24 protein-coding genes and 1 tRNA gene are annotated in these 25,787 nt (G+C 34.7%); 11 read left to right on the forward strand and 14 right to left on the reverse strand.

Translation table 11 applies throughout. The features are described from left to right. The first annotated feature begins 17 nt into the window (after positions 1 to 17). Positions 18 to 1,244, forward strand: a complete 1,227-nt coding sequence (locus FI695_05165; protein ID MQG51350.1) for an FAD-dependent oxidoreductase — start codon at positions 18 to 20, stop codon at positions 1,242 to 1,244. Here the strand turns inward: FI695_05165 and FI695_05170 are convergent. Beyond that, the gene (locus FI695_05170; GenBank protein ID MQG51351.1) at positions 1,241 to 2,278 is read right to left on the reverse strand and encodes an LLM class flavin-dependent oxidoreductase; all 1,038 of its coding nucleotides are present in this window, start codon (positions 2,276 to 2,278) and stop codon (positions 1,241 to 1,243) included. The two genes, FI695_05165 and FI695_05170, sit on opposite strands and share 4 nt — an antisense overlap. Before the next feature lie 68 nt (positions 2,279 to 2,346). Here FI695_05170 and FI695_05175 point away from each other — a divergent pair. Continuing rightward, a tRNA-Gln gene (locus tag FI695_05175) sits at positions 2,347 to 2,417 on the forward strand. A 4-nt stretch (positions 2,418 to 2,421) separates the two neighbouring features. Here FI695_05175 and FI695_05180 read toward each other — a convergent pair. Together FI695_05180 and FI695_05185 are read right to left on the reverse strand one after the other, a co-directional pair. Next, positions 2,422 to 2,610, reverse strand: coding sequence for a hypothetical protein (locus FI695_05180; protein ID MQG51352.1), 189 nt, complete (start codon positions 2,608 to 2,610; stop codon positions 2,422 to 2,424). A 34-nt stretch (positions 2,611 to 2,644) separates the two neighbouring features. Then, a complete protein-coding gene (locus tag FI695_05185) occupies positions 2,645 to 2,875 on the reverse strand; it encodes a hypothetical protein (GenBank protein MQG51353.1) in 231 nt (76 codons plus the stop codon). Between the two features lie 155 nt (positions 2,876 to 3,030). Between FI695_05185 and FI695_05190 the strand changes: the two genes are divergently transcribed. The 5 genes from FI695_05190 to FI695_05210 all read left to right on the forward strand — a co-directional run bounded on the left by FI695_05190 (position 3,031) and on the right by FI695_05210 (position 8,045). Further along, complete coding sequence (locus tag FI695_05190) at positions 3,031 to 3,864, forward strand: NAD(+)/NADH kinase (protein MQG51354.1); 834 nt, start codon at positions 3,031 to 3,033, stop codon at positions 3,862 to 3,864. A 13-nt stretch (positions 3,865 to 3,877) separates the two neighbouring features. After that, complete coding sequence (locus tag FI695_05195) at positions 3,878 to 4,417, forward strand: NUDIX hydrolase (protein MQG51355.1); 540 nt, start codon at positions 3,878 to 3,880, stop codon at positions 4,415 to 4,417. Positions 4,418 to 4,491: 74 nt separating this feature from the next. Then, on the forward strand, positions 4,492 to 6,177 hold the full coding sequence (locus FI695_05200; GenBank protein ID MQG51356.1) for an FAD-binding protein: 1,686 nt from the start codon (positions 4,492 to 4,494) through the stop codon (positions 6,175 to 6,177). Between the two features lies 1 nt (position 6,178). Then, positions 6,179 to 7,147 carry a succinate dehydrogenase iron-sulfur subunit gene (sdhB, locus tag FI695_05205; GenBank protein MQG51357.1) on the forward strand — a complete coding sequence of 323 codons (969 nt, stop codon included), beginning with the start codon at positions 6,179 to 6,181 and terminating at the stop codon, positions 7,145 to 7,147. 1 nt (position 7,148) lies between these two features. After that, positions 7,149 to 8,045 carry a heterodisulfide reductase gene (locus tag FI695_05210; protein ID MQG51358.1) on the forward strand — a complete coding sequence of 299 codons (897 nt, stop codon included), beginning with the start codon at positions 7,149 to 7,151 and terminating at the stop codon, positions 8,043 to 8,045. On the opposite strand, the gene FI695_05215 is transcribed toward FI695_05210, so the two are convergent. The 8 genes from FI695_05215 to FI695_05250 form a co-directional block, all read right to left on the reverse strand. Beyond that, positions 8,042 to 9,340 carry an aminotransferase class III-fold pyridoxal phosphate-dependent enzyme gene (locus FI695_05215; GenBank protein ID MQG51359.1) on the reverse strand — a complete coding sequence of 433 codons (1,299 nt, stop codon included), beginning with the start codon at positions 9,338 to 9,340 and terminating at the stop codon, positions 8,042 to 8,044. The two genes, FI695_05210 and FI695_05215, sit on opposite strands and share 4 nt — an antisense overlap. 12 nt (positions 9,341 to 9,352) lie before the next feature. Continuing rightward, on the reverse strand, positions 9,353 to 10,282 hold the full coding sequence (gene mdh, locus FI695_05220; protein ID MQG51360.1) for a malate dehydrogenase: 930 nt from the start codon (positions 10,280 to 10,282) through the stop codon (positions 9,353 to 9,355). Between the two features lie 120 nt (positions 10,283 to 10,402). Next, positions 10,403 to 11,965, reverse strand: a complete 1,563-nt coding sequence (locus FI695_05225) for an acyl-CoA carboxylase subunit beta (protein ID MQG51361.1) — start codon at positions 11,963 to 11,965, stop codon at positions 10,403 to 10,405. Between the two features lie 130 nt (positions 11,966 to 12,095). Beyond that, on the reverse strand, positions 12,096 to 12,866 hold the full coding sequence (locus FI695_05230; protein ID MQG51362.1) for a sulfite exporter TauE/SafE family protein: 771 nt from the start codon (positions 12,864 to 12,866) through the stop codon (positions 12,096 to 12,098). Positions 12,867 to 12,880: 14 nt separating this feature from the next. Next, positions 12,881 to 15,160 carry a xanthine dehydrogenase family protein molybdopterin-binding subunit gene (locus FI695_05235; protein MQG51363.1) on the reverse strand — a complete coding sequence of 760 codons (2,280 nt, stop codon included), beginning with the start codon at positions 15,158 to 15,160 and terminating at the stop codon, positions 12,881 to 12,883. A 46-nt stretch (positions 15,161 to 15,206) separates the two neighbouring features. Continuing rightward, positions 15,207 to 16,778, reverse strand: a complete 1,572-nt coding sequence (locus FI695_05240; protein ID MQG51364.1) for a citramalate synthase — start codon at positions 16,776 to 16,778, stop codon at positions 15,207 to 15,209. Between the two features lie 76 nt (positions 16,779 to 16,854). Beyond that, entirely contained in the window at positions 16,855 to 17,865 is a 1,011-nt protein-coding gene (locus FI695_05245; protein MQG51365.1) for a hypothetical protein, read from the reverse strand. Position 17,866: 1 nt separating this feature from the next. Then, positions 17,867 to 18,403: a sigma-70 family RNA polymerase sigma factor gene (locus FI695_05250; protein ID MQG51366.1), complete on the reverse strand. Its 537-nt coding sequence runs from the start codon at positions 18,401 to 18,403 to the stop codon at positions 17,867 to 17,869. A gap of 243 nt (positions 18,404 to 18,646) precedes the next feature. On the opposite strand from FI695_05250, the gene FI695_05255 reads away from it, so the two are divergent. After that, positions 18,647 to 19,090, forward strand: coding sequence for a hypothetical protein (locus tag FI695_05255; GenBank protein MQG51367.1), 444 nt, complete (start codon positions 18,647 to 18,649; stop codon positions 19,088 to 19,090). Position 19,091: 1 nt separating this feature from the next. On the opposite strand, the gene tenA is transcribed toward FI695_05255, so the two are convergent. Next, positions 19,092 to 19,883 carry a thiaminase II gene (gene tenA, locus FI695_05260; GenBank protein MQG51368.1) on the reverse strand — a complete coding sequence of 264 codons (792 nt, stop codon included), beginning with the start codon at positions 19,881 to 19,883 and terminating at the stop codon, positions 19,092 to 19,094. On the opposite strand from tenA, the gene FI695_05265 reads away from it, so the two are divergent. The 3 genes from FI695_05265 to FI695_05275 are packed head-to-tail and all read left to right on the forward strand — an operon-like array spanning position 19,864 to position 23,829. Then, a complete protein-coding gene (locus FI695_05265; protein ID MQG51369.1) occupies positions 19,864 to 21,285 on the forward strand; it encodes an FAD-binding protein in 1,422 nt (473 codons plus the stop codon). The two genes, tenA and FI695_05265, sit on opposite strands and share 20 nt — an antisense overlap. Further along, the gene (locus FI695_05270) at positions 21,203 to 22,534 is read left to right on the forward strand and encodes an FAD-binding oxidoreductase (GenBank protein ID MQG51370.1); all 1,332 of its coding nucleotides are present in this window, start codon (positions 21,203 to 21,205) and stop codon (positions 22,532 to 22,534) included. Before FI695_05265 ends, FI695_05270 begins: the two co-directional genes overlap by 83 nt. Positions 22,535 to 22,536: 2 nt before the next feature. Further along, positions 22,537 to 23,829, forward strand: coding sequence for a (Fe-S)-binding protein (locus FI695_05275; GenBank protein ID MQG51371.1), 1,293 nt, complete (start codon positions 22,537 to 22,539; stop codon positions 23,827 to 23,829). Here the strand turns inward: FI695_05275 and FI695_05280 are convergent. Both FI695_05280 and FI695_05285 read right to left on the reverse strand, forming a co-directional pair. Further along, positions 23,817 to 25,007 (reverse strand): alanine--glyoxylate aminotransferase family protein, encoded by a 1,191-nt coding sequence (locus FI695_05280; GenBank protein MQG51372.1) that lies wholly within the window; start codon positions 25,005 to 25,007, stop codon positions 23,817 to 23,819. The genes FI695_05275 and FI695_05280 overlap by 13 nt on opposite strands. Beyond that, entirely contained in the window at positions 24,992 to 25,771 is a 780-nt protein-coding gene (locus FI695_05285; GenBank protein MQG51373.1) for an SDR family oxidoreductase, read from the reverse strand. The genes FI695_05280 and FI695_05285 overlap by 16 nt, the downstream gene beginning before the upstream one ends. Positions 25,772 to 25,787: the final 16 nt, after the last annotated feature.

Consider the following 25,787-nt stretch of genomic DNA (forward strand, 5'->3'; position numbering starts at 1 on the left):
ATCGTTAATATAATACTATGTTTGATCACGATATTATCATCATAGGTTCAGGTGTTTCAGGTTTATCCTGTGCCAAAATTTTGAATGACAATAATAAAAAATTTGTTCTTTATGAATCACAAACTCAAGTTGGTGGGCGCATGTCCACGGATCTTGTAGGTGAACACAAACTTGATAGAGGGTTTCAAGTTTTTATCAAAGGATATCCTTTATATGAAGGTGTATTTGATGTTGATCAACTTTCTTTACATTCTTTTCTACCTGGGGCACTAATTCGCCTGAATAATCGTTTTTATAAGGTGGTAGATCCATTTAGAAATATTATTGAAGGTTTTAAATCCATTTTTACACCTATTGGTTCATTACTAGATAAATTAAAAATATTAAAACTTCGTATAAGTTTGTTGTTAAAAACATCGGGTAATTTAAAGAACAATATTTCTACATATAATTATTTGAAAAAAAATGGTTTTAGTGAAGAAATGATTAATAATTTCTTTGTTCCTTTTTTTGGTTCAGTTTTATTAGATAAAGATTTATCTACGGTAAAAAGTACTTTTGAAACGGTATATAAAGCAATGTCTTCAGACAATATATGTTTACCAGAAAATGGTATTGTGGATTTCCCAAAAAGCATATATAACCAATTGCCAAAAGATCAATTTTGTTTTAATGCAGAAGTGATAGCTATAGACAATCATGTGGTTACATTCGCAGACGGTTCTTCAACATCTTCTAAATCAATTGTAATCGCAACAGACGCTACCACTGCTTCAAATCTTACTCAATCATTTGAATCTCCACTCTATTGCGGCACTACTTGTTTGTATTTCGTTACATCTAGTCAATTAATAAAAGAACCGATGATTATCACTAATGCTGGAGAGGGTTTTATAGATACCATATGTTGTTTGACCAATGTGAATCATTTGTACTCTTCCCAAAATCTGATATCGGTAAACGTAAATAAAATTATACCTGACATTACGCACGATGAAATTGTTGATTCTATAAAATTAGAACTACGATCTTGGTTTCCTAAAATTGATTTTGATTTTATAAAGTTATATGAAATTCCAAATGCACTACCCAAGCATACTCCGTCAGAATTTAATAGAATGAGAAACATACCACAAGGAGAGAATGGTGTGTATTTTTGCGGTGATTATTTATATGGTGCTTCAGTTAATGACGCTATAAAATCTGGTTTAGAAACAGCTGAAATTTTATTGTCCTTAGATTAGGGTTTGCATGTATCAATGACAAGTTTTGTCGAATCGATTATTGGTCTTGCTGCAACTACTCTTACTATAGCAGTATCTAATCCTTCAGATAGTTTTATAAAATGGTCTTTTGCTCCATCTGGTGCCCCGAAATATCCAACTTTGAGAGCCAATTCATCAGGGAAACTATCTATAAGTTTATCTTGACTTGCTCCTTCTGATCGCATTGTATCTAATTTATTCAATTCTTCAGCAAAACCCATACGTTCAAAATGTCCTCTGTATCCCATTCTTTTTTCTGAAGGGCTTGCATTTGGACTTCCAAGAGCATACCCTAACATAGATTGAATAAAAGCTTTTCTTGCAAGATCTACATCATTATCAATACACATACGTATATACTGGACAACTTTTATCTCATCAGGATTTCTGTTATTTTTTTCTGCTTCTGTTTTAATTATCTCTCTGCTCCAGGCAATCTGTTCTGTAGAACACCAATTTAATGCAATGCCATCGGCTAATTTTGCCCCAACACCGAGCATTTTAGGTCCTAAGGCGGCAAGATATATTGGTGTAGGATATTCATTTCCAGTACCTAAATTTGCGTTGTGTAGGCTTACAGTATCACCAGTATAGTTAACTGTTTGATTGTGTACTAATGGTTTAATTATAGAAAGATAATCTGTCATTAAACTCAAGACAGAAACTTTACTCAATCCTAAAGAATTTCTTGTAGCTTCTCTGTAAACTCCGCCTGAACCAATTCCAAGAATAAATTGTCCATGTGTTCTTTTGGAAATAGTAGAGGCGGTCATTGCCAAGGCAAATGGACTTCGTAAGTTTACTGGTGAAACGCCGATTCCTGTACTTAAACCAGCATCTGTATGCTCTCTTGTGGCATTCCATCTTTCCAAGCATAAAACAAAACTATCATATACTCGATGTTCCGGTGTCCAAATGCTAGTATACCCATATTGTGAAGCATATTTACTCATTTCTAGGTCTTGGTCATAACTAATTCCTAAGCTAGTATCTAGTCCAATTCCATATTCCATTATTGCCTCTTTTCTATGAATTGTTGAATATCTACATGGTTTTATAGTATGGTAGATACTCTGTTCATTGCCCGATAGTGTAGCGGTAGCACGTCAGCCTTTGGAGCTGAAATCCCTGGTTCGAATCCAGGTCGGGCAGCATTTTAACTCTCGATACAGTTTAAACGCTGTAATAAGTCTTCAGCCCACAATTCAAGTAAATGCCACATATCCTTTCCGCAGTGAGGACATTCTGTGTCACCAAATCTTAAGCGTGTAGCACAATTATTACAACTAAATGTTTCAGAAATTTTGTTTACAATTATCATTGAATGATTTGAGGATTTTTCCATGTTTCTATTATCTAGATTTATGATTTTAGGGGTTTTATAAATTCATGTAGTCGCTTGCAGGAAGTGTGTCAAGTTCTTCTTCTCTCGATTCATTTCTTCCAGTAATCTCTCGATATTCTGTGACATCTTGATTGCACGATGGACAAAATATAGTTTCCGACGATGTTAACATCATGTTTTCTTTTTTTACCGAAATTGTTTCTATTTTTGCCCTACATTCGTTTTTAGAGCAAAATATATTAATTTCTATTTCATCTCCAGCCATTTTGCCACCTAAAGATAAGTTAATTTATATAAACACTTACTTAATATACCAAAATATAAAAAACTTAACATCTGAAAAGGTCATTCATTTAATATCTGATTTACATATAAATAGTAATCAAATGAGTTTAATGTTACTATTTATTTGGAGTTAATATGAAAAATATTGGTGTTGTTTACAATAATTTAATACAAGGTACTAAAGAGGTAGCAAGAGATTTGAGTGAAAAATTTCAGTCAAAGTCTATAGGTTTCGTTTGTGATTTGGAAAATCTACCTGCAAATTCTGATGTAAATGTTTTGATAGTTGTAGGTGGAGATGGAACAATATTAGCAGCTGCGCATAAGGTATATAACTCAGAAACATCTATTTTAGGTGTTAATATGGGGACCTTGGGTTTCATGACTGAACTTAATGTCGAAGAGGCACTTTTAAATATTAACGACGAATTTATAGACCATACCCATATTGAAGAACGAAGTATGGTAGAGGCTGCAATAGTTCATTTCTCTGAAGACACTTCATCTAATTTTACCTTTCTTGCACTAAATGAAATAGTGGTAGGGAGTGGATCTGTTGCAAAGATGGCCCGAATTGAAGTTAAAGTAGACGGTCAATGGCTAACTGAATATAGGTCTGATTCCGTTATTGTTTCTACAGCGACAGGCAGCACAGGGTATTCATTATCAGCCGGCGGTCCAATATTGTATCCAACCTCTTCTGATATATTATTACAACCTGTTGCAGCTCATTTGGGTTTTGGTAGCGGTTTGGTTTTACCATCAAATAGTTTAGTTGAACTTAAAGTCATTTCAAATGGTTCTGCAGCAATTAGTGCTGATGGTATTGTTACGAATAAACTTACAAAAAACGATAAAGTTTTAGTTAAATTGAGTGATAAAAAAGTTAAATTTTTGCGCCGAAGCAAATCTTTTCATAGTTATCGCAATATTATGAAATTTTTTGGTATGAATGATTCATCAAATTAGATTGGGGTAGATTTTGGATGAGAAAACCATATCTAGTAAATTGATTTATGATGGTGAAGTTATCAAAATGAAAGTTGATACTGTTAAATTAACTAACGGTATCATTACCACACGAGAGATAATAAATCACAATGGTTCTGTAGCTATAGTTGCTCTTGATAATGATAAAGTCTCACTACTTATGGTGAGACAATATCGAAAAGCGGTTGAAGAAGCAATATTAGAAGTTCCTTCTGGAACTTTGGAGTTAGATGAAGATCCTTTGGATTGCGCTTATAGAGAACTGGAAGAAGAAACAGGCTACATTGCAAAACATATGGAAAAAATTGGTTCTATTATGATAAGTCCTGGTTTTCTAAACGAAAAAACAGATATATATTTTGCAAAGGATTTAACATTTAGCAATATCAATCTAGATGAAGATGAGATTTTGCTGGTAGAAAAATATTCTATTAAAGAAATACTTGAACTGATAAATAGAGAAATTGTAACTGATGCTATGACTATTGCTGCAATGCATTATGCTATTCAGAAGGGCAAAATTTCTATATAAGATTTTTATTTTTCATGTTAGAATAAAGTTAGTGTGTTTTTTGATTAATAAACAAAAGTGATCTGGAGATTAATATGGCAGTATATCAACACGATGTTTTAGTAGTGGGAGCTGGTCTTGCTGGTATGAGAGCTACCTTAGCTGCTCAAGAAGCTGGTGCAGATGTAGCAATGATTACTAAAGTCCATCCTGTACGTAGTCATTCTAATGCAGCTCAAGGCGGTATAAATGCTGCCCTTGAGAGTCGTGGTGATGATTGGGATGACCATGCATATAACACTGTGAAGGGTAGTGATTATCTAGGAGACCAAGATGCAATAGAAATTATGTGTCAAGAAGCTGGACCTGCAGTTGTTGAACTTGAACATATGGGTGTTGTATTTAATCGAGATGAAAACGGGCGATTAGGTACTAGGCATTTTGGTGGACAGGAAGTGGCACGAACATTTTTTGTAGCAGATATTACTGGGCAGGCTCTTTTGCATGCCTTATATGAACAAATTATGAAATATAATCCACGTGTGTATGAAGAATGGTTTGTAACCTCTCTTGTAGTTGAAGATGGTAAATGTTGTGGAGTAGTAGCTTTAGAGCTAATGACAGGGCAAATACATCTAATAAAAGCTAAGGCAGTAATACTAGCTACTGGAGGTACAGGAAGATGTTTTGAACCTAGCACAAATGGCCTCGTAGTTACTGCTGATGGTCAAGGTTTGGCTTATCAAGTAGGAGTTCCTCTTATGGATATGGAAATGGTTCAATATCATCCTACTACACTCAAAGGTAATGGGGTATTAATGACAGAGGGTGCTCGAGGAGAAGGCGGTTATCTTCTTAATTCCGAAGGTGAAAGATTCATGAAGACATATGCTCCAAATTTTATGGAGCTTGCTTCGAGAGATGTAGTTTCAAGATCTGAACAAACTGAAATTAATGAAGGTAGAGGAATTGATGGTTGTGTTCTTCTTGATTTGAGACACCTAGGTCGAGAATTGATTGAAACAAAACTTGCATATATTAATGAAGTTGCAATGGATTTTGCTAATGTAAATTTGGCTGAAGAACCATGTCCGATACGACCAGGTAATCATTACGAAATGGGAGGAATAAAAACTGATGTCCATGGTGTAACTAGTATGCCTGGATTGTATGCAGCCGGAGAATGTGCGAATGTTAGCGTTCATGGTGGAAATAGACTGGGTGCAAATTCTTTACTAGATACCGTTGTATTTGGTAAAAGAGCAGGGATCCATGCGGCAGATTATTCTAAACAAATCGAACAAATTAATGTTCCTGACTCTATAGTTTCTCTAGACGAAGGCAGAATTAAATCCTTTTTTGATAAAAAAGATAATACAGATACTCCAGCAACGATTAGATTAGCCATGGGGCAAGCTATGAACGAAGGAGTTGCAGTTTTTAGAGATGAAGAAGGAATGCAAGCAGCATATAAAACTATTTTAGAATTAAAAGATAGATATAAGCGATTAGGTGTTCATGATAGTGGGAAAATATTTAATACTAACTTATTATTTGCATTTGAATTAGGTTTTATGCTAGATACTGCAGAAACTATTTGTGTAAGTGCTTTGGCTAGAAAAGAAAGTAGGGGAGCACATTACAGAACTGATATGCCTGAACGTGATGATGAAAATTGGATGAAACATATTTTAGTACAAAATACAGGCGAAGATATGCCTGCAGTAGATTTCTCTCCAGTTACTATCACTCGTTGGGAACCACAGATTAGGAGTTATTAATATGAAAGTAAAATTAGATGTTGGTCGTTTTAATCCTGAATCTGAAGGAGATAAAAGTTTTCGACAGGAATTTGATTTAGAAGTAGAAGAATATTACACCGTTTTAGATGCTTTAATGCAAGTTAGAGATTATGAAGATCCTTCCCTTGCTATGAGATGTTCATGTAGAGCTTCTATTTGTGGATCTTGTGCGATGAAAATTAATGGGACATCTGGTTTAGGGTGTAACACAAAAATTGTGGACGTTATAAAGAAAGATGGTTCGGTAAAAGTCGACCCTGCTGGTAATTTACCAGTAGTGAAAGATTTAGTAGTAGATATGCAACCTTTTTGGAGTAAGGTTCGAGAGATAAAACCTTTTTTACAAACTAAAGGTCCTGAACCTGAAGATGAATATATTGCACCACAACAAGCTATGCTAGATTTAGTAAAACCGGTTGGTTGTATAATGTGTGGAGCATGTGTTTCTGATTGTACAGTTCTTGAAGTTGATAGTAATTTTATAGGTCCTGCAGCATTAGCAAAAGCTTCACGTTTTATAGACGATCCTCGTGATGAAATGAATTCAGAACGCTTTGCTCAACTTAATCAATATACAGGCGTATGGGATTGTACAAGATGTATGGCTTGTGTTCAAGTATGTCCGAAGGGTGTTGCTCCTATGGATCGCATAATGTCTATTAGAGACCAAATAATAAATGCTGGAATAAAGAATACTAATGGTGCAAGGCATGCTGAAGGATTTGCATCTATTGTGAAAAAATATGGGACATTGGATGAAACTCAGTTAGTTATTAAAACATTTGGTGTCTTCAATCCTATTGTTGCATTAAAGAACATTAAAGCATTATTTGGTTTATTGCCTGTTGCTTTTAGAGCATTGAGAAAAAATAAACTACCACCGGTATTCCATCATAAGATTGCTGGAGTTTCATACATAAAAAATATATTTAAGAAATTGGGTGCATAAGATGAAAGTTGCTTTTTATCCAGGTTGTGTTTCAAAGGGCGGATGCCCTGAATTGTATCCTGCCACTTTGAAAATTTGTGAAAAATTAGGAATTGAATTAGATGAACTTGAAGGCGCATCATGTACTGGTTCTGGCGTACTTCAAGAGAAAGATAGATTGCTTGGTGATGTTTTAAACGCACGTACATTTGCAATGGCAGAACAAAAAAATCTTCCTATAATGACCATTTGTTCAACATGCCAAGGTGTAATGGCTCAAGCAAATAAACGTTTAACAGATCCTGATAATCCACAGTATTTAGAAGAGGTTAATACATTTCTAAAAGAAGAAGGACTTGAATATAAAGGTACAACTGTAATTAAACATATTTTATGGATATTAGTAGAAGATTTCGGTGTGGAACATGTAAAATCTCTATTTGTTAGAAAATTGAGTGACTTAAAAATCGCACCTTTCTATGGATGTTATATTGTAAGACCCTCTTGGGCTTTAGATTTTGAAGATAATCCTGATCGACAGCAATCACTAGAAATATTAATCGAAGCTGTAGGAGCTGAAGTTGTAGACTTTGAAGGTAAGACTCGTTGTTGTGGATTTCCTATTTTAACGATAAATGAAAAGAATTCTGTATCGATGGTTGCCAAACATACATCAACTGTTCAAGAATTAGGTGCAGACGCTATGGTAACCCCTTGTCCTCTTTGTCATCTAAATTTAGACGGATATCAACCTAAAGCAAGAAAACAATCAGGAGTTTCAATACATATGCCGATATTGCATCTCCCACAAATGATAGGAATTGCTTTAGGGTTTAGCCCTAAAGAGATGGGATTAGAACGACATATAGTTTCGACAGAAGCTATCAATAAGGTTCTTAAAGAAACTAACGCTGTTTAGTCACGTAGCTTTGATGCAGAATATGAGAAAGCTTTAATTGTTTTTTCTATATCCTCATCTGTTAAAGCCAATGACATATACAACTTGTTCCCTGGTTTCAGTATCCCTTGATTCAACATTAAATTATTGAATTTACTTAATAGGGCACTATTCCCTGTGGCGAGATCACGGTAGTTATTTATTTCTTTATTGGTAAATACAATATCAAATACCGTATTGTCCCCAGTAATCTGTGCTTCTATTTCATATTGTTGCATGGAGTCTGCTAAAGCTTTTTTGAGCTTAGTACCAATTTCATGCAGTCTATTATAAGCAGAAGGATCTTTTAATTGTTTTAATGTAGCTAAACCAGCAACAGCTGCAATAGGGTTTCCATTTAGGGTACCAGTTTGCGGAATATAGTTGTTTTGATGTAACGCACCATCATAGTGTTCCATAATTTCTTTTTTCCCAGCCACTGCTGCAAGTGGAAAACCACCTCCGACAATTTTGCCAAATGATGCCAAGTCAGGAACTACGCCAAAGAATTCTTGAGCACCTCCGTATGATAGTCTGAACCCAGTAACAACTTCATCAAAAATTAAAGGTATATTATATTTGATCGTTAATTCTCTCAACTGTTTTAGAAACCCTTCAGTTGGGGAAATAATTCTTTGTACTGGTTCAACAATAACTGCAGCTATATTATCTTTTTCTTTTTTGATAATAGATTCAGTGGTTTCAATATCATTGTATGGGGCAATTAAAACTGTTTCAGCTATTACTTTTGGTATTCCAGCTGAGTCAGGTTCAGGTTCTGGGAATTCTTTATCTAAAGTTGGAACTTGGCTCATGAGAGCATAATCATGGGAACCATGGTAGCCACCCTCAAATTTTAATATCTTATCTTTGCCAGTATATGCTCTTGCAACACGTAAACATTGGAATGTAGCATCAGTACCACTAGTGGTGAATCTTATCATTTCAGCGCAAGGTACTGCTGAACATACTTCCTCAGCTAACTCAATGATAGATTCGTTGTTTAGGAAGAATGTAGAACCTTTTTCCATTTGCGTTTGTACAGCTTTAACAACAGATTCATTTGCATGTCCAAGTATCATTGGGCCAGAACCAATAAGGTAATCTATATACTCGTTTCCACTTAAATCATATATCTTCGAACCTTTGCCATGACTTACAATAAAGCCCTGCTCAAACTTACTCGACATGTTGCCGAGATTACCAGCAGGCATGTATTTATTAGCTAATTCTTCTGATATTTGTTCCTGTTTACTTTGTGGTTTTCTGTTATACATATTACTAAGTTACTATTGCTTGCTCATTACGTCAATAAGTTCTTGGACTGCATTAGCTGATGCATTGAGGCTTGATTGTTCTTCATTGGACAGTTCAATTTGAATTATTTCTTCTATTCCTGATGCCCCAATCTTTACTGGAACACCAACATATAAGTCATTGATTCCATATTCTCCGGTCAAATAGGCAGCACAAGGTAATATTCTATGCTGGTCTAATATAATTGAATCAACCATTTCTGCAACGCCTGCAGAAGGTGCATAATAAGCAGAACCAGTTTTGAGAAGAGACACTATTTCAGCTCCTCCGTCTTGAGTTCGTTTGATTATTTCGTCTAATTTTTCTTTTGAAATTAGTTCACTAACCGGTACACCTCCAACAGTTGTGTAGCCAAGAACAGGAACCATAGTATCTCCGTGTCCACCTAGGACATATGCTTGAATATCTCGTATGGAAACATTCAATTCTTGAGCTAGAAAAGTTCTGAATCTTGCTGTATCAAGTACACCAGATTGGCCTATAACTTTTTCGCGTGGAAGACCACTCGATTGATATACCCTTTGGGCCATAGCATCTAGGGGATTAGTAACAACAATAATTATGGTATCGGGAGAATATTTTACTATTTCTGATGTGACTGAATCCATAATTTTCATATTTGTAAATAGTAAATCATCTCGGCTCATTCCTGGTTTTCTTGCAACACCTGAAGTTATTACTACAATATCTGAATTACTAGTATCTTTATAATCGTTTGTGCCTATTACTTGTGCATCGCTTCCGACTACGGGGCCTGATTCAAGCATATCTAGAGCTTTACCTTGAGGTAAACCTTCAACGATATCAATCAATACTACATCTGCATACTGTTTTTCAAAAATTCTCTGAGCAGTTGTTGCACCAACTTGGCCAGCGCCAACTATAGAAACTTTCTTTCTCATCCATTTCCTCACTTGTGTTTATTTATTTATTTAATTAGACAAAAAAGGCATAAAGGTAGTCTAATTATAAGATATCTGCTCTATTGTGTTGGAGTAATTATATCCTTAACATAGGTTGTATCACAGAGGAATATTACCATGCTTTTTAGGTGGAGTCGAGTCACGTTTATTTTGTAACATTTCAAGTGCTTTTATGATTTTTGGACGAGTTTCGATGGGATCAATGATATCATCAATATAACCTCGCCCAGCTGCCAAATATGGGTTAGCCCATTTATTCCTATATTCTTGTACAAGTTGAGAACGTAGTTCGTCAGGATTTTCACTTTTAGAAAGAGCAGCTCTTTGTAAAATATTAACAGCACCTTCTGGCCCCATAACTGCTATTTCAGCAGATGGCCATGCATAGTTAATATCTGCTCTTAAATGTTTACTACCCATAACTAAATATGCGCCACCATAAGCTTTTCTTGTAAGAATTGTTATTTTGGGGACAGTGGCTTCAGCATAAGCATATATCAATTTGGCTCCATGCCTGATAATTCCTCTATGCTCTTGATCTAAACCTGGTAAAAATCCTGAAACATCAACTAGAGTTATGACAGGTATGTTGAAACAATCGCAGAATCTAACAAATCTTGCAGCTTTTTCGGAAGCATCAATATCTAAAACACCAGCTTTAATCATTGGCTGTTGGGCAACAATACCTACAGATTTTCCGTTCATTCTAGCCAATCCGATAATAATATTTTCTGCAAACTTTTCCTGTATTTCCATAAAGTCACCATTATCAATAATTCTGGCAATTATTTGTTTCATATTGTATGGTTTGACATGATCATCAGGAACAATATTTTGTAGCTCTGGGTCCATTCTATTAATATCATCAATTGCACCATTATTAGGTACGTCATCCATATTGTTTTGAGGAAGAAAGCTTAATAATCTTCGAACTTGTTCTAAACATTCTTGTTCTGAGGAATAAGCAAAGTGAGCAACACCACTAGTAGTTGCGTGGGTAGATGCTCCCCCAAGCTGTTCATGAGTGACAACCTCACCAGTTGCAGCTTCAACAACTGAAGGTCCAGTTATATACATTTGGCCAATTTCTTCAACCATAAAAATGAAGTCCGTTATTGCTGGAGAATATACTGCTCCTCCAGCACAAGGACCTAGTACAACGGAAATTTGTGGTACAACACCTGAGGCCAGGGTATTTCTTAGAAATATATCTCCATAACCTGCAAGGCTTACTACTCCTTCTTGTATCCTTGCACCTCCAGAATCAGTTAAACCGATAACTGGAGCACCATTTTTAATTGATAGATCCATTACTTTGCAAATCTTTTCTGCAGAAGCTTCTGATAGAGACCCTCCAAATACGGTAAAGTCTTGTGCATAAACATAGGTTAATCTCCCGCCAACTTTGCCAAATCCAGTGACTACGGAGTCTCCATCATATTTTCTACCTTCTGGGCCCGTGTCGCCGGACCAATGTGTTACAAATGGGTCTAGTTCTTCGAAAGTGTCAGGATCGAGAAAAAAATCTATTCGCTCACGTGCAGTTAGTTTACCTTTTTCGTGCTGACTTGCAATTTTATTTCTTCCACCACCGCGTTTCCCTCTTGCTCTTCTCTTATGCAAGTCTTCTAAACGCTGTTCGTTTTGTTTTTCTATAGCCATAGCAACCTCAAGAAAAGTTATTTCTATTCAAACGGTGAGATGCTAACAAATAAACAACAAACTAGCAAGTCAATAAAACTTTATTTTGCTGATATTATTTAACAATAACTACCCATGTACTTATCAAGAGCTATATTATTTGCATTAAACCTTCAAATAGGAGTCTTAATGCCAAAATTGTAAGGACAATGTTAAAGGCTTTTGAAAATACTTTTTCTGGCATCCAGAAAAGAATAATCTTACCTGACCATGTTCCAATTATCCCAAAAATAATCATACCAATTATTAAAGGGATATAATTGGAAAAGGAAAATCCCAATAATCCAAAAGTTATAATTTTCACACCATGCTTCCACGTCATAAATGCTGCATGTGTCGCTACTGTTGATTTTCTTTCTTTTGTAATTGCACGGATAAATGGGGCAATTATTGGACCTGTTCCACCTACAAACATTGTTACAAATGATGAAAATGCACCAAGCCCAATGAATTTTATATTACTTGCTTTAACATTTTTTGCAATTGGTCCATAAAGGGAATATAGAATAAATACCCCAATAAATGATTGAAGTAAATATTTGGGTAAATCAACAATTATTTGGCCTCCAATAGCCACGCCTATAATAGTTCCTATGATAAATGGAGCCATATAAGCAACTGTTATGTGTCGCCACAACATTAATGCTCTAGATATATTTGAACTCATTTGTATTACAGCATGGATAGGTATGATTACTAATGGATTCATAAATGAAACCATTATAATAATTAACATTGCTCCACCACCCAGCCCAAAAGAGGCAGTAATTGTTGAAGTGAAAAAACTTGCTAAACAAAGAAGGAAAAATTCTAATGTAGAAAGTTCTGGTACATTAGCAATAATATCCGTAATAAATGTCATATTTTAAGTGTGATTTATATTTTATTTAACGTTTTTAATATTGAAGAAGGAGTTAGAGGGAGGTTAGTCATTCTGACATTAGTAGCATTAGATATAGCATTGGCTATAGCTGCTAATGGAGGAATAATGGGTGCTTCGCCAACTCCTCTTACACCAAAAGGGTGACGTGGATTTGGAACCTCAACAATAACACTGTCAATCATAGGTAAATCAAGAGTTGTGGGCATTCTGTAGTCTAACAAAGTCGAATTGGCAATTGTTCCATCAGGTGTATAAAAGAACTCTTCATTTAAAGCCCATCCGATACCCTGTACTGTAGCACCTTGAACTTGCCCATCTACATAAGCGGGTTGCATTGCGGTTCCAGCATCAATAAATGCAGTACATCTGATTATATCTACTTTCCCAGTTTCTGGATCAACTTCAACATCAATAATGTTTCCAGCAACGATTGGCCCTAGACCGCCTTGGGTATCTGAAGCAGAGCAAGTTATTGGCCCTCCAGTGGCCATTAATTTTCCTGATAATTCTTTGAAGGTATATGAGTCATTGCCAAAAGAAAATACACCGTTTTCAAACTTAATATCTTCTGGTTTAGCCTCCCATAAAATTGCAGCTCTTTGACTCATCTGTTTTATAATTTCATACGATGCACTTATTACTGCTAATCCTGTATCAAAAGTAATCCTGCTTCCCCCTGTTCCTCCAGTCCAACCTACAGAGTCGGTATCAACTACAGAGGGATTAATATCTTCTGCATTTATCCCTAATATTTCAGCAGCTTGCATTGCTAAGCTTAGTCGAGTGCCAGATAAATCAATTGACCCAGTGATTAGATTTACAGTCCCATTTGAGTTGACATTTAGAGTGGCTGAAGATCCAGTTCCTCCTGCCTGTGAACGAAATCCTACGGCTATACCTCGCCCTCGATTAGGGCCTTCTAGTGGAGTATTATAATGAGGGTGGTTTTTCATAGCCTTTTCTATTTCTTCGGTTCCTACTTCAGGCAATATAGGACCACTTGGCATTCTGTCGCCTTTGCGGGCAACGTTTAGTAATCTTAGTTCAAGAGGGTCCATATCTAGTTTTTCAGCGATTTCATCAATTATGCATTCAACGGCAAAAGCGGCAGTTGGTTGTCCCGGAGCTCTATATGCTTGGACTTTTTGTTTGTTACAAACTACATCGTACCCATCTACTAAAAAATTCTCTATTTTATATGGTCCAAAACTTGTCATAGCGCCACCTCCAACTGGAGAACCAGGGAAAGCACCAGCTTCATATGCCATATAATGGTATCCTGCAGTTATTATACCATTCGAAGTTACTCCAATTTTACACTTACTATAGGTTGCAGATGTTGGCCCTGTACCTTCAAAAACTTCTTTTCTGCTCATAATAATTTTGACTGGGAGCCCTGATTTTTTTGACAATATAGCTACGACAGGTTCTAAATATCCTACTCCCTTTCCACCAAATCCTCCTCCAATTTCGGTTGGAATGACTTTAACTGTGGATTCTGGAATATCAAGTATATTTGCAGTAATAGATCGGACATTAAAACTCCCTTGTGTGCATGTCCAAATAGTTAATCTACCCTCATTATTCCAATCAGCGGTTGCTGCAAAAGGTTCTATGTATCCCTGATGTACAGTTTCGGTATTGAATTCTCTTTCTATAATGAGGTCAGCTTCTTCAAAACCTTTTTCTAAGTCTCCTCTTTGAAATTGAATATGCCCCGCAATATTACTATTTTTCCCAGTATCTTCACCTGCTGAAAACCTATCTTCTCTAAAAACAGTAGTAAGGCTATCATGAAGAAGAGGGGCATTTTCTGCCATTGCTTCTTTTAGACTAACAACTGCAGGTAAAATTTCATATTTAACTTCAATAGCTTTAAGAGCTTCTTCTGCTATTGCTGGGTTATTAGCTGCTACAGCAGCTATTGCATGGCCAATGTAAAGCACCTTATTTTTTGCTAATGTGTTTTCTGCAATCATACGTGGATTTCTTTGAACTTGCGAAAAATCAATATCGGCATTTGTGAGTAGTGGAAAATCATTTGCTGTGGTGACCGCTTTAACTCCAGGTATAGCTTCTGCCTTCTTTGTATCGATTGATAAAATTTTTGCATGCGCATGAGGACTTCGTAGTATTTTACCGTACAACATTCCTGGAAGGTCGATATCAGCACCATATTTTGCTTTACCTGTTACTTTTTCATAACCATCATGTCTTATAGGTGTTGTTCCAATAACTCGATAAGGTTTGTTTTTTTCAATTGAGGTACTCATTACACTCCTTTGATATATGGTGAATAAGAATTATAAGCTGGCATTTTTATTTATTGAAATATAAATTCCAATATTCAAGACTATCTACAACAGCAATCCAGCTTGCCTCTATAATATTAGTTGATGCCCCCATTGTTTGCCAAGACTGATTGCCATCAGTTGAATCAATTAATACTCGAACAAAAGCTTCTGTGCCTGATCCTTGGTCAATGACCCTGACTTTATAGTCAGTAAGCCGTACAGTATTTAAGTTAGGATAATCTTCTATTAAAGCTTTTCTCAATGCAAGGTCAATAGCATTTACAGGGCCATTTCCTACCGATGCAGTATGTCTAATTTCAGATCCTATTCTCAATTTAACAGTGGCTTCTGTTAGAGTGTCTTCAATCAAGGAACTTTTACTTTCAACAATTACTCTATAGTCAATCAGTTCGAACATTGGCACAACATCATTTATTTTCCTATGTGCAAGCAATTCAAAAGATGCCTCAGCTCCTTCATATTGATGACCTTTACTTTCGCGAAATTTAATTTCTTTTGATAATTCAGCTACATTTTCAGATATTTTGTTTGAAGGAAATCCAAGTTCCTGTAATTTGAAGGCAATGTTACCTCTACCTGAAAGCTCAGAAACAGTCATCCCAGTTGTGTTTCCTACTAATTCTGGCTTGATATGTTGGTAACTGTCAGCGAGTTTCATTACCGCAGATGCATGTAGTCCACCTTTATGATTAAAAGCATTAGCTCCAACATACGGTTGAAAATTATTAGGAGGAATATTTATAATTTCGCTTGCAAATTTATGTAATTCAGTAAGTTTGCTTAATTCTGATTGATTTAAAACTGCTCTATTTAACTTTAAAGAAAGATTTGCTGCAATGCTAAGAATATTAGCATTACCGCATCTTTCACCATATCCATTTAGTGTTCCTTGAACTTGGGTTACACCTGAATCTACTGCAATTAAGCTGTTAGCTACAGCTAGTTCACAATCATTGTGTGTATGGATACCTAGTTCTGTATCTAGATTATTTTTCACTTCTTGGATAATTTTTTGAATTTCAAATGGCATTGATCCACCATTTGTATCGCAAAGTACGATACATTCAACTCCAGATTCAACTGCTTTCTTAAGGCACTGTAATGTGAAATCTTTATTTGATTTAAAACCATCAAAAAAATGTTCTGCGTCTAAAAATACTCTTTGACCTTTCGATTTCAGAAATGCAATAGATTCAGAAATCATATTTAAACCTTCCGTCAAATCTGTATTTAGGATATCTGTGACATGGAGGTCCCAAGTTTTCCCAACAATGGTTGCAACTTTTGTTTCCGAATCTACCAAAGAAAGTAGATTGGAGTCATTATGTGCTTGTGATTGTACTTTTCTTGTTGATCCAAAAGATGTAACGATAGAATTGTTTAATTTGAGTTTTCTGACTTCTTTGAAATATTCTTCATCTTTTGGATTGGAGCCAGGCCATCCACCCTCTATATAGGAGATACCTGCTTCATCAAGTTTTTTTGTAATCTTTAACTTATCATCTAAAGAAAGAGAAATGCCTTCTTGTTGTGCGCCATCCCTTAAGGTAGTGTCATAAAGATAGACTTGTGTCATTTGCTGCCTTTCTCATAGGATAACTCTATAAAAAACGAACGTTAGCATAGTAGGGGGACACGGTCAATAGTTAGAATTAAGGCAAGATATACTTCTTAGTTACTTTTTCTGACATTAAGTTGGCTAACTTTTCTTTGTAAATCGCATGTTTTTCTATGTGTTTTTGACAATTTAATAACAAGGTTTCTTGTCTATTTTTCATTTTGTTCCATCGTTCAGGATTGTTTTTTTCAATTTTATTCATCTTTTCTTGAAATTCTGGACTATCAAATTTTTCCATTTTTTCACAAAGTTCTTTTATTTTTAATTCTTTATTTTCTATATAATGCTTGAGCTTCATTATTCTTTCTTTTCTAGGGTAAGTTATATCTGTTTGATTATTTTCTTTTGCAGTGATTTCATAGTTAATATTTTCTTGTTGTAAGAATGTTTCGGCTTCTTCTTTCGTTAGAAACCCCTCTTTTAATTCTTGAAATATTTTTTCTTTGACTGTTTCACTATCATTGTTAGATATTATTTCGATATTTTTTTCAAGGTCTTGTTGCAATATTTCTATCTTTTCAAAAACACCTTTGTTGGCCATGCTAGTCATTTCTTCGATTCGTTTATTTGAATATCCCATTCGAAGTTCATTTTTCTTTTCAGAATTGAAAGTAAGTGTTAATCGCATGTTTTCGACAGCTCTTTTAACAGGGTATAAATTTTCATCTGGATTACTATCTGAAGACGCAGACACTAAAGTTGTAGTTCCAATGGTTGAAAATATAAGTATTGCTGCAGCAATAGAACTCCATCGGGAAATTATTGATGGAATAGCTTTAACAAATTTACCTGAAATTTTATTCAGAGATATTGATTGGTATTTTTCTTTATCATTAAATTTTTTAAGCAAAAGTGTTTTTGATTTTGTCTTTGTTTCTTCATTTATTGTGCGTTTGAATTTTTCATTAACACTAGTTGCCAGAAGCAAGTCTTGTGATAAATCGTTTTGTAATTCAGGATACTTTACCAGACAATCTTTGATACTATAGTTTTGATTTAATATTAGATCGATACATTCATCCAGGATTTTGTTGTAATTTTGCATTTCAACGCCCCAAGTCTTCTGTTATATATAAGTTGTTTGTCTGTAAAATTTCACGAAGTGCTTTTAAACCACTTCGTTGTAATTCTCTAATTGCTCCGTCAGATTTTTCCATAATTTGCGCTACTTCTTTTGAACGTAATCCACTTACAAGTCGGAGTTGTATGACTTGTTGCTGTAATGTGGAAAGTTTAGTTAAAGCTAATTTGATTTCTTCTTTATCTAGGTTTTCTAAAACTTTTTTTTCGGTATTATTAAAACTTTCCATATTAATAACATCTTCTATATTAATCGTTGGATATTTTTTCTTTCTGTAGTAATCAATAGTAATATTATGGGCAATTTTATAAATCCATACTTCAAGAGGTATCCCCTTATTTTTAAACCCATCTATATGTTCTAGAGCTTTGATGAATACATCGGACGCTAACTCTTCTGCCTCGCTAAAATTTGAGATTCTTACTGCTATATAATTAACTACTTTTTCGTAGTTGTTTTCAAACAGATTTGCTATATCATTTTCGGTAAAATTGTTTGCCATAAGAACCTACAATGAACCAATTATATTTATCACACTTCTAGTTACATAGCTTTAAACGAACAAAAGATAAAAATGTCAGGTGTGAAATTTATATTTCAATTAATTTATCCTATCACCCTCTATTTAATATTGGAAATGTAATTTCCCCCAGAGGTTTTATAGTATATTCAAACAATATTTGATTTGATTAGAGTTTTTATTTAAAATATCTATTTGTTTATCTAAATTACGAAAGAGTACAAAATGTATAATCGACCATCACCACCTGAATTATATAAACCTGAATGGGTTATAGAAGGGGAACTTGCGCGTTCACAACGACCTGGTTACCCAAAAGATAAACCTTCTTTTTCACTTATGAATGAATGGATGGAAACAGTTTTATCATTAGGAATTAAAAGTATCATATGTATAATGGATCAAAACCAAGTAAATAAATATAATGGCATAGATAATATTGAGGATGGTCTTTTTAGTTTTTATAAAAACAATGGTTTAACAGTACATCATATGAATGTTGAGGACTACAAAAATCCACCTTTAAACCAATCAGAGGTTGATAAAGTTGTAAAGACATATTCTGAGCTTGAAAAGCCAGTATTAATTCATTGTAGTGCGGGAAGAGATAGAACAGGAAAGGCAGTAGCCTCAATTACCGGTAGTGATAATTTTGGTCTTTGGTCATAAATTACACAGACCAACTTGTTCGGTTTAAAGACATTGTCCAGAAGTCTAATTCAAACCTACAGCTGTCAATATAAGCTTTTTTCATTTTTTTAATTTGGAAATCACTAGAATTGGATGCTATGGTATTAACCAAGTCTCTAAGCCAGTGAGCTAAATCAACAAATTCTGGATTCGAATACATTTCGATCCATTCATTATATAAAGGATCGTTGTTTTTTATTTTGTTTCTTTTTAATTCCAAACCTATTTCTGCATAGGTTAACATACATGGTAATAGGGCAGCTATTATCTCTGGAAATTCTCCTTCATAAGCAACCTTTACTAAGAAATTAGTATACGATTCCATTGCAGGAGCAGGTTGAGTGTTTTGTAAATCTGACAAAGTTATTTCGAATTTTTCACAATATCCTATGTGAAGGGTGATTTCATTATTTAGTGTTTCTTCTAGTAATTTACTAAAACTACTCATTGTTTTATAGTCTGGAGACTTTGCGGTTGCTAAAGCAAGAATTTTACTGTATTCGATTAAAAAGAGATAATCTTGTTCAATAAAAAACTTGAAACTATCCTTATTTAAAGTTCCATCTCCTATACCTTGGGTAAAAGGATGGTTCATAATAGCAGTTTGAATATTTTTTGTTTCTTTATAAATTGACTCTACAAAGTTCATAGTTACCTTAAATATTAGATGTGATAATTTATAAGTATTATATGGTAAAATTTTATGAAACGTAACAATTTTATGTATTTGAAAATCAATTGAGCTGTATTCTATGATTAACTCCGGACTCATTAAAGAATTAAAAAAAATAGTTGGTGATGATTATGTCATGCATCATCCAGATGAATTATTGGTTTTTCAGTACGATGGATCTACTGATAAATCTTTACCGGATGTTGTGGTTTTTCCAAAATCTTCAGAAGACATAAGTTCGATTGTCAAATTAGCTAATAAGTACGACCAATATATAATTCCTCGAGGTGCAGGTACAGGTTTGTCAGGGGGTGCTGTTCCAATGTATGGAGGAATAGAATTAGTTCTCACACGAATGAATTCAATATTATCTATTGATGTCGAAAATAGATTGGCGCTAGTTGAGCCAGGGGTGGTTAATTTAGACTTATCGAAATACGTTTATTCAATGGGCTTGTTTTATGCACCAGACCCTTCTAGTCAGATTTCCTGTACCATTGGAGGTAATATAGCAGAAAATTCAGGGGGGCCTCATTGTTTAAAATATGGGGTAACAACTAATCATGTTTTAGCATGTGAAATTGTTACAGAAAGTGGAGACATAATTTGGCTAGGCGATAGATTTCGTAATGTTCCTGGGTATGATTTGCTTGGGGGATTTGTTGGTTCAGAAGGGATGATGGGTATTGCCACAAAAATTATTGTTAATTTATTACCTATTCCTCAATCTGTAAAAACACATTTAGCATCTTTTGCAACTATAGAACAAGCTAGTTTTGCAGTCAGTAGTGTTATATCTTCAGGTTTAATTCCAAGTGCTATAGAAATGATGGATAAATTAACAATAGAAGCTGTTGAAAATGTTGTTAAATGTGGTTATCCAGATACAGCTGGAGCTGTTTTGTTGATTGAATTAGATGGAGGAAATGAAGAGGTAAATGAGCAATCTAAACAAATTATGGACATATGTAATAGCTTGGAATGTCAAGACATTAGCGTGGCAGCTAGTCTGGAAGAACGAAATGCATTATGGCGAGGTCGCAAAGGTGCGTTAGGAGCTTTAGGTTCTTTAGCACCAAATTACTTTTTAGTTGATGGAGTGGTTCCCAGAACCAAGTTGCCGGAAACATTACAAACAATTTCTAAAATAAGTGAAAAAATTGATTTACCTATTGCAAATGTTTTTCATGCAGGAGATGGTAATTTGCACCCTTGCATTTTGTTTGATGAACAAGAGACTGGTATGGCTGAAAAAGTTTTAGGAGCTGGAGGAGAAATCTTACAGGCATGTGTGGATGTTGGTGGGACATTAACAGGAGAACATGGTGTGGGATTTGAAAAAAAAGAGTTTATGTATAAAATTTTCTCTAATTCAGATTTAGATCAAATGTTACGGTTAAAAAGTTCTTTTGCACCTAATGGTCGCCTTAACCCTGGTAAAGTGTTCCCAGGAGGCCCTAAATGTTTTGATATGGGTAACTACAACAGTTTTAAATCTTAAGGTAGTTTTGATGGTATCAATTGATTATGATTTAGAAAAATATAAGGTGGATGGTTTTATACCGTCAAAAAAAATATCACCAAAATCTCCTGAATCACTTGCAGATCTCTTAAGAATCGCATCAGAAAACAGGTGGAATGTTATTCCCTTTGGCTTTGGTAACATGATGAATATTGGCTCGATTCCAAATGGTTATGATATAGCTTTAGATTTAAACGAGATGCCAAAATATATTGAACATAATTCAGAAGATCTAACTGTTACTTGTAGTAGTAATATCAGCTTTAGAGAATTAAGTTTAAAATTAAAGGAAAAAAAACAATGTTTACCATTAGATTCACCTCGAATTGATGAACAAAGTATTGGTGGATTATTAGCTTGTAATTTACCCGGATCTTTAAATGCTTGTTTCGGTTACATTCGAGACTACGTCATAGGAATGAAGACAGCCACGCCATTTGGGCAAATCACAAAGAGTGGAGGGACAGTTGTAAAAAATGTTACTGGGTTTGATCTTACTAGATTGCACGTTGGGGCACTTGGTACTCTTGGGATTATAACAGAGGCATCATTTAAGATTATTCCTCTACCAGAGTGTCAGATGTATTTTAAAATAGATAATGAAAATACCGATGTGTTGATTGATTTGATTTCGTCATTAAATACTATTTTACAGTCTTATGGGGTTTCTGAGTTATTAATAGACAATTGTGGAGCTACTCGCATTTATATGACTTGTGTGGGAACAGATAAGATTGTTAATGAAAAACTATTAGAGATTAAAACTGTTTTATTTGATCACGATCAGGATCTTTCTCTTAATGAAATTGAAGAGGAAGAGTGGTTAAATATTCAAGATTTTGGGTGGATAGATAGAGGTGATTTTGTTTTGGGTAGAATAAATTGTTTGCCAACAGATACCATAAAGATATTGCAGCAACTAAAACACGATGTTCCCAAGAGTAAAAACCAAACAATTGACACTCTTACGAATCCTAAACGAGGAGTGATCAAATATAAAATAAGTACAGATAATATTGAAGATATAATTCAAATGATTCAGAATATCAGAGAGAAAGTTCGAAAATATAATGGCTATACTGTAATAGAAAATTCTACAACTTTTGATAAAGGTAAATTAAATATATGGGGAGATATTCCTGAATCATTTCCTTTGATGAAAAAATTGAAGTCTGAATTTGATCCAGTTCATATTTTAAATTCAGGTCGATTTATTGGTGGTATATAAATATGGGGATGGAAATTAAACGAAAAAACACAATATTCACTGGTACGCAAATGGATATCCAAGATTTATATAAATGCGTTCATTGTGGATTATGTTTAAGTTCTTGTCCGACTTATACGGTTCTGGGTAAAGAAACTGACTCTCCTAGAGGTAGAATTGCTTACATGAAGGCAATATATGAAGAAAAGACTGACCTTACTCCACGTATTGTTTCTCATTTAGACTCTTGTTTGCAATGTAGAGCCTGTGAGTCAGTTTGCCCATCAGGAGTACCATTCGGACGACTTATGGAGCACACAAAATCATATATAGTTAATCAAAAAAAATATTCATTTTTCCGTTCTGTTATCAATAAATTTCTTTATAAAATTGTTTTTCCAAAACCATTTATACTTTCGTTAACTTCTATTGCAATAAAAGTTTATAAATCTCTTCAAATACACAAAATTAGAATAATAAAACCTACTTTTATGACCCCTTTGGATAAAATGATTACAGATACACCTAAAGAAGTATTTCGGGCTGAAGGATCTGTTTTTTATTCAAGTACAACTGATAATAAGAAAAGTGTTGCATTATTGTCTGGATGTGTCATGCCTATTGTCCAATCTGACACCATGAGAGCTACTGTGCGTGTTTTGAATAAAAACGGATGTGACGTATTTGTGCCCGAACTACAGAAATGTTGTGGTGCTTTGAATATTCATGGAGGCGATCTAGAAGGAGCAAAATCATTAGCCAAGGCTAATATAGATGCATTCATAGAGTTAGATATTGAAGCAATAATTGTAGTATCTGGTGGTTGTGGTGCGATAATGAAAGAATATTATGATCTATTCCAAAATGATCCAGATTACTTAGAGAAGGCTATTAAGTTTTCAAGCAAAGTGAAAGACATAGCAGAATACCTTATAGAAATACCTATAATAAAGCCTGAAAAAAAATTAAATTATAATGTTACCTATCAAGATTCATGTCATCTATCTAATGTTCAAAAGATAACTACGCCACCCAGAAAACTTTTAGAAGAAATAGAAGGTATAACCATTATTGAGATGGAAGATAATAAATGTTGTGGAGCAGCTGGAGTTTATTCACTATTTCATAAAGAAATGTCATCAGTTCTCGCAGGATCGAAAATGGATTCTATAGAATCTACAAGAGCAGATGTTGTTATAAGCGGTAATCCTGGATGCATGATACAAATTAATGGTGAGGCTAGTAAGAGAAAATCTTCGATTAAAGTTATGCATTTAGTTGATATTTTAGATGAAGCGTATACTTATCCTAGTTGATTAATTGCTTCTTTTGCTGAAACATTCATACCTTGAGCTTTAAGCTCTATTTCTAAAGCTTCTAAGAATCTGAATACATTTTCTCTTTTTGAATTTTCGCCCATAAGGCCTATTCTCCAAACTTGTCCAGATAATGTGCCAAGACCAGCAGATATTTCGATATTGTGATTTGTTAATAACGAAGATCTTAATTGTTGATCATTAATTTTTTCTGGTATCTTAACTGTTGTAAGGCTTGAAACATTATTGCCTTCTGGTACAAGCATTTCTAAACCCATAATTTCTAAACCTTTGCGAAGAGTATTACAGTTATCCGTATGTTTTTGTATTCTTTCTTCTATTCCTTCTTCGACTAAAAGCCGTAAACCTTCACGTAAACCATAAATCATAGTGATAGGGGCGGTATGATGATATGTTCTTTGCGTTGCGCCCCAATAGGTTTTTTGAAGTAGTAATAAATCATAGTACCAAGTATTTGGGGGGACAGATCTTCGTTCAATTTTTTCTATACTTGCTTGGTTGGCAGTGACTGGGGCCAGTCCTGGAGGGCAACCCAGACATTTTTGAGTGACACTGTAGGATAAATCGATATTCCAATTGTCTATTTGTAAGTCAACTCCTCCTAGAGAAGTAACTGTATCTGCAACAATCAAACTGTCATATTTATGAGCTAAATCAGCAATATCTTTTATTGGATTAAGCACTCCAGTTGAGGTTTCTGCATGAACAGCGAGGACGACATTAATACTTGGATTATTTTTCAAAGCCTCTTCTATAACTTCTAATTCAACAGGTTTACCCCATTCGAAAGCTAATGGGATAATATTTGCTCTACTTCGTTTTGCAACTTCTATCATTCTATGTCCAAAATAACCGTTTTCTATTCCGAGAACAGTATCTCCTGGTTCTACCACGTTAAGAATACATGATTCCATGCCGGCTGTTCCAGTTCCTGATAATGGTAATGTCATAGGATTTGATGTTTGGAATGCAAATTTCAACATTTCATGCACATCATCCATTATTCCTAGAAAAGTGGGGTCTAAATGACCTACCACTGGCTGTGTCATAGCTTCTAAGACTTCAGGATTAGGATTACTGGGGCCAGCTCCTAAAAGGAGTTTTGGGGTTATGTTTAATTTTGAAAACTTATTGTTGCTCACTAAAGTACTCCTGATGTTCCACCATCTATGTTCATTGATGTTCCTGTTATATAACTTGCTTTACCGGAAGCTAAGAAGGAAATGATGTTTCCTGCTTCTTCTGCTTCACCGAATCGCTTTAAGGGTATATTCCCACTTCTTTCCTCATAATACTGTTCAATATCTACACCTTTTTCATTATGAAACCGATTTTGATGTTGTCCACTTTTAATTAATCCGATAAGTACAGTGTTCACTAATATATTATATTGAGCTAAATCTTTTGACATAGCTTTTGTTAATGCAATTCCAGCGGCTCTACTTACAGAAGTAGGGACAGAATTAGCTCCAGGCTGTTTTGCCCCTAGATTTGTAACATTGATGATTCTTCCACCACCGACTTTTTTCATTTGTTCTATTGCTAGTCGTGAAAATCGTATTGCTGCAAAAAATTTGAGGTCAAGGTCGTGTTGCCAGACATCATCATCTACAGTTTCAAAATTGTTAGCATTAGATGTTCCTGCATTATTTACAAGGATATCAATTCTACCAAATTTGGTTATGCATGATTCTACGACATTTTTTATGTCATCTGGATTTGTCACGTCAGCTGAAATTCCAATAATTTCACCTTTAGCAGTGGCTTTAATTTCATTTACTGCACTGTCTAGAAGTTCTTGCCTTCTTGCACAGATAACAACATTAGCACCTTCTTCACACATTATTTTGGCAGATGCTTTCCCAATTCCTTCACTACCACCTGTAATAATTGCAACTTTACCATTTAATTCCAAATCCATAATATACCTCTTTGTT

The organism is SAR202 cluster bacterium (assembly GCA_009392515.1).
In the GTDB taxonomy this organism is placed as follows: domain Bacteria; phylum Chloroflexota; class Dehalococcoidia; order Lucifugimonadales; family UBA6952; genus UBA6952.

Excerpts from the sequence above, each read along its gene's own strand:
- sdhB (MQG51357.1), top strand. The coding sequence starts at position 6,179 with ATGAAAGTAAAATTAGATGTTGGTCGTTTTAATCCTGAATCTGAAGGA.
- FI695_05275 (MQG51371.1), top strand. The coding sequence starts at position 22,537 with ATGGGGATGGAAATTAAACGAAAAAACACAATATTCACTGGTACGCAA.
- FI695_05240 (MQG51364.1), bottom strand. The coding sequence starts at position 16,778 with ATGACACAAGTCTATCTTTATGACACTACCTTAAGGGATGGCGCACAA.
- FI695_05230 (MQG51362.1), bottom strand. The coding sequence starts at position 12,866 with ATGACATTTATTACGGATATTATTGCTAATGTACCAGAACTTTCTACA.
- FI695_05190 (MQG51354.1), top strand. The coding sequence starts at position 3,031 with ATGAAAAATATTGGTGTTGTTTACAATAATTTAATACAAGGTACTAAA.
- FI695_05235 (MQG51363.1), bottom strand. The coding sequence starts at position 15,160 with ATGAGTACCTCAATTGAAAAAAACAAACCTTATCGAGTTATTGGAACA.
- FI695_05270 (MQG51370.1), top strand. The coding sequence starts at position 21,203 with ATGGTCGCCTTAACCCTGGTAAAGTGTTCCCAGGAGGCCCTAAATGTT.
- FI695_05210 (MQG51358.1), top strand. The coding sequence starts at position 7,149 with ATGAAAGTTGCTTTTTATCCAGGTTGTGTTTCAAAGGGCGGATGCCCT.
- FI695_05170 (MQG51351.1), bottom strand. The coding sequence starts at position 2,278 with ATGGAATATGGAATTGGACTAGATACTAGCTTAGGAATTAGTTATGAC.
- FI695_05165 (MQG51350.1), top strand. The coding sequence starts at position 18 with ATGTTTGATCACGATATTATCATCATAGGTTCAGGTGTTTCAGGTTTA.
- tenA (MQG51368.1), bottom strand. The coding sequence starts at position 19,883 with ATGAGTCCGGAGTTAATCATAGAATACAGCTCAATTGATTTTCAAATA.
- FI695_05215 (MQG51359.1), bottom strand. The coding sequence starts at position 9,340 with ATGTATAACAGAAAACCACAAAGTAAACAGGAACAAATATCAGAAGAA.
- FI695_05250 (MQG51366.1), bottom strand. The coding sequence starts at position 18,403 with ATGGCAAACAATTTTACCGAAAATGATATAGCAAATCTGTTTGAAAAC.
- FI695_05245 (MQG51365.1), bottom strand. The coding sequence starts at position 17,865 with ATGCAAAATTACAACAAAATCCTGGATGAATGTATCGATCTAATATTA.
- FI695_05180 (MQG51352.1), bottom strand. The coding sequence starts at position 2,610 with ATGGAAAAATCCTCAAATCATTCAATGATAATTGTAAACAAAATTTCT.
- mdh (MQG51360.1), bottom strand. The coding sequence starts at position 10,282 with ATGAGAAAGAAAGTTTCTATAGTTGGCGCTGGCCAAGTTGGTGCAACA.
- FI695_05255 (MQG51367.1), top strand. The coding sequence starts at position 18,647 with ATGTATAATCGACCATCACCACCTGAATTATATAAACCTGAATGGGTT.
- FI695_05265 (MQG51369.1), top strand. The coding sequence starts at position 19,864 with ATGATTAACTCCGGACTCATTAAAGAATTAAAAAAAATAGTTGGTGAT.
- FI695_05200 (MQG51356.1), top strand. The coding sequence starts at position 4,492 with ATGGCAGTATATCAACACGATGTTTTAGTAGTGGGAGCTGGTCTTGCT.
- FI695_05185 (MQG51353.1), bottom strand. The coding sequence starts at position 2,875 with ATGGCTGGAGATGAAATAGAAATTAATATATTTTGCTCTAAAAACGAA.
- FI695_05225 (MQG51361.1), bottom strand. The coding sequence starts at position 11,965 with ATGGCTATAGAAAAACAAAACGAACAGCGTTTAGAAGACTTGCATAAG.
- FI695_05285 (MQG51373.1), bottom strand. The coding sequence starts at position 25,771 with ATGGATTTGGAATTAAATGGTAAAGTTGCAATTATTACAGGTGGTAGT.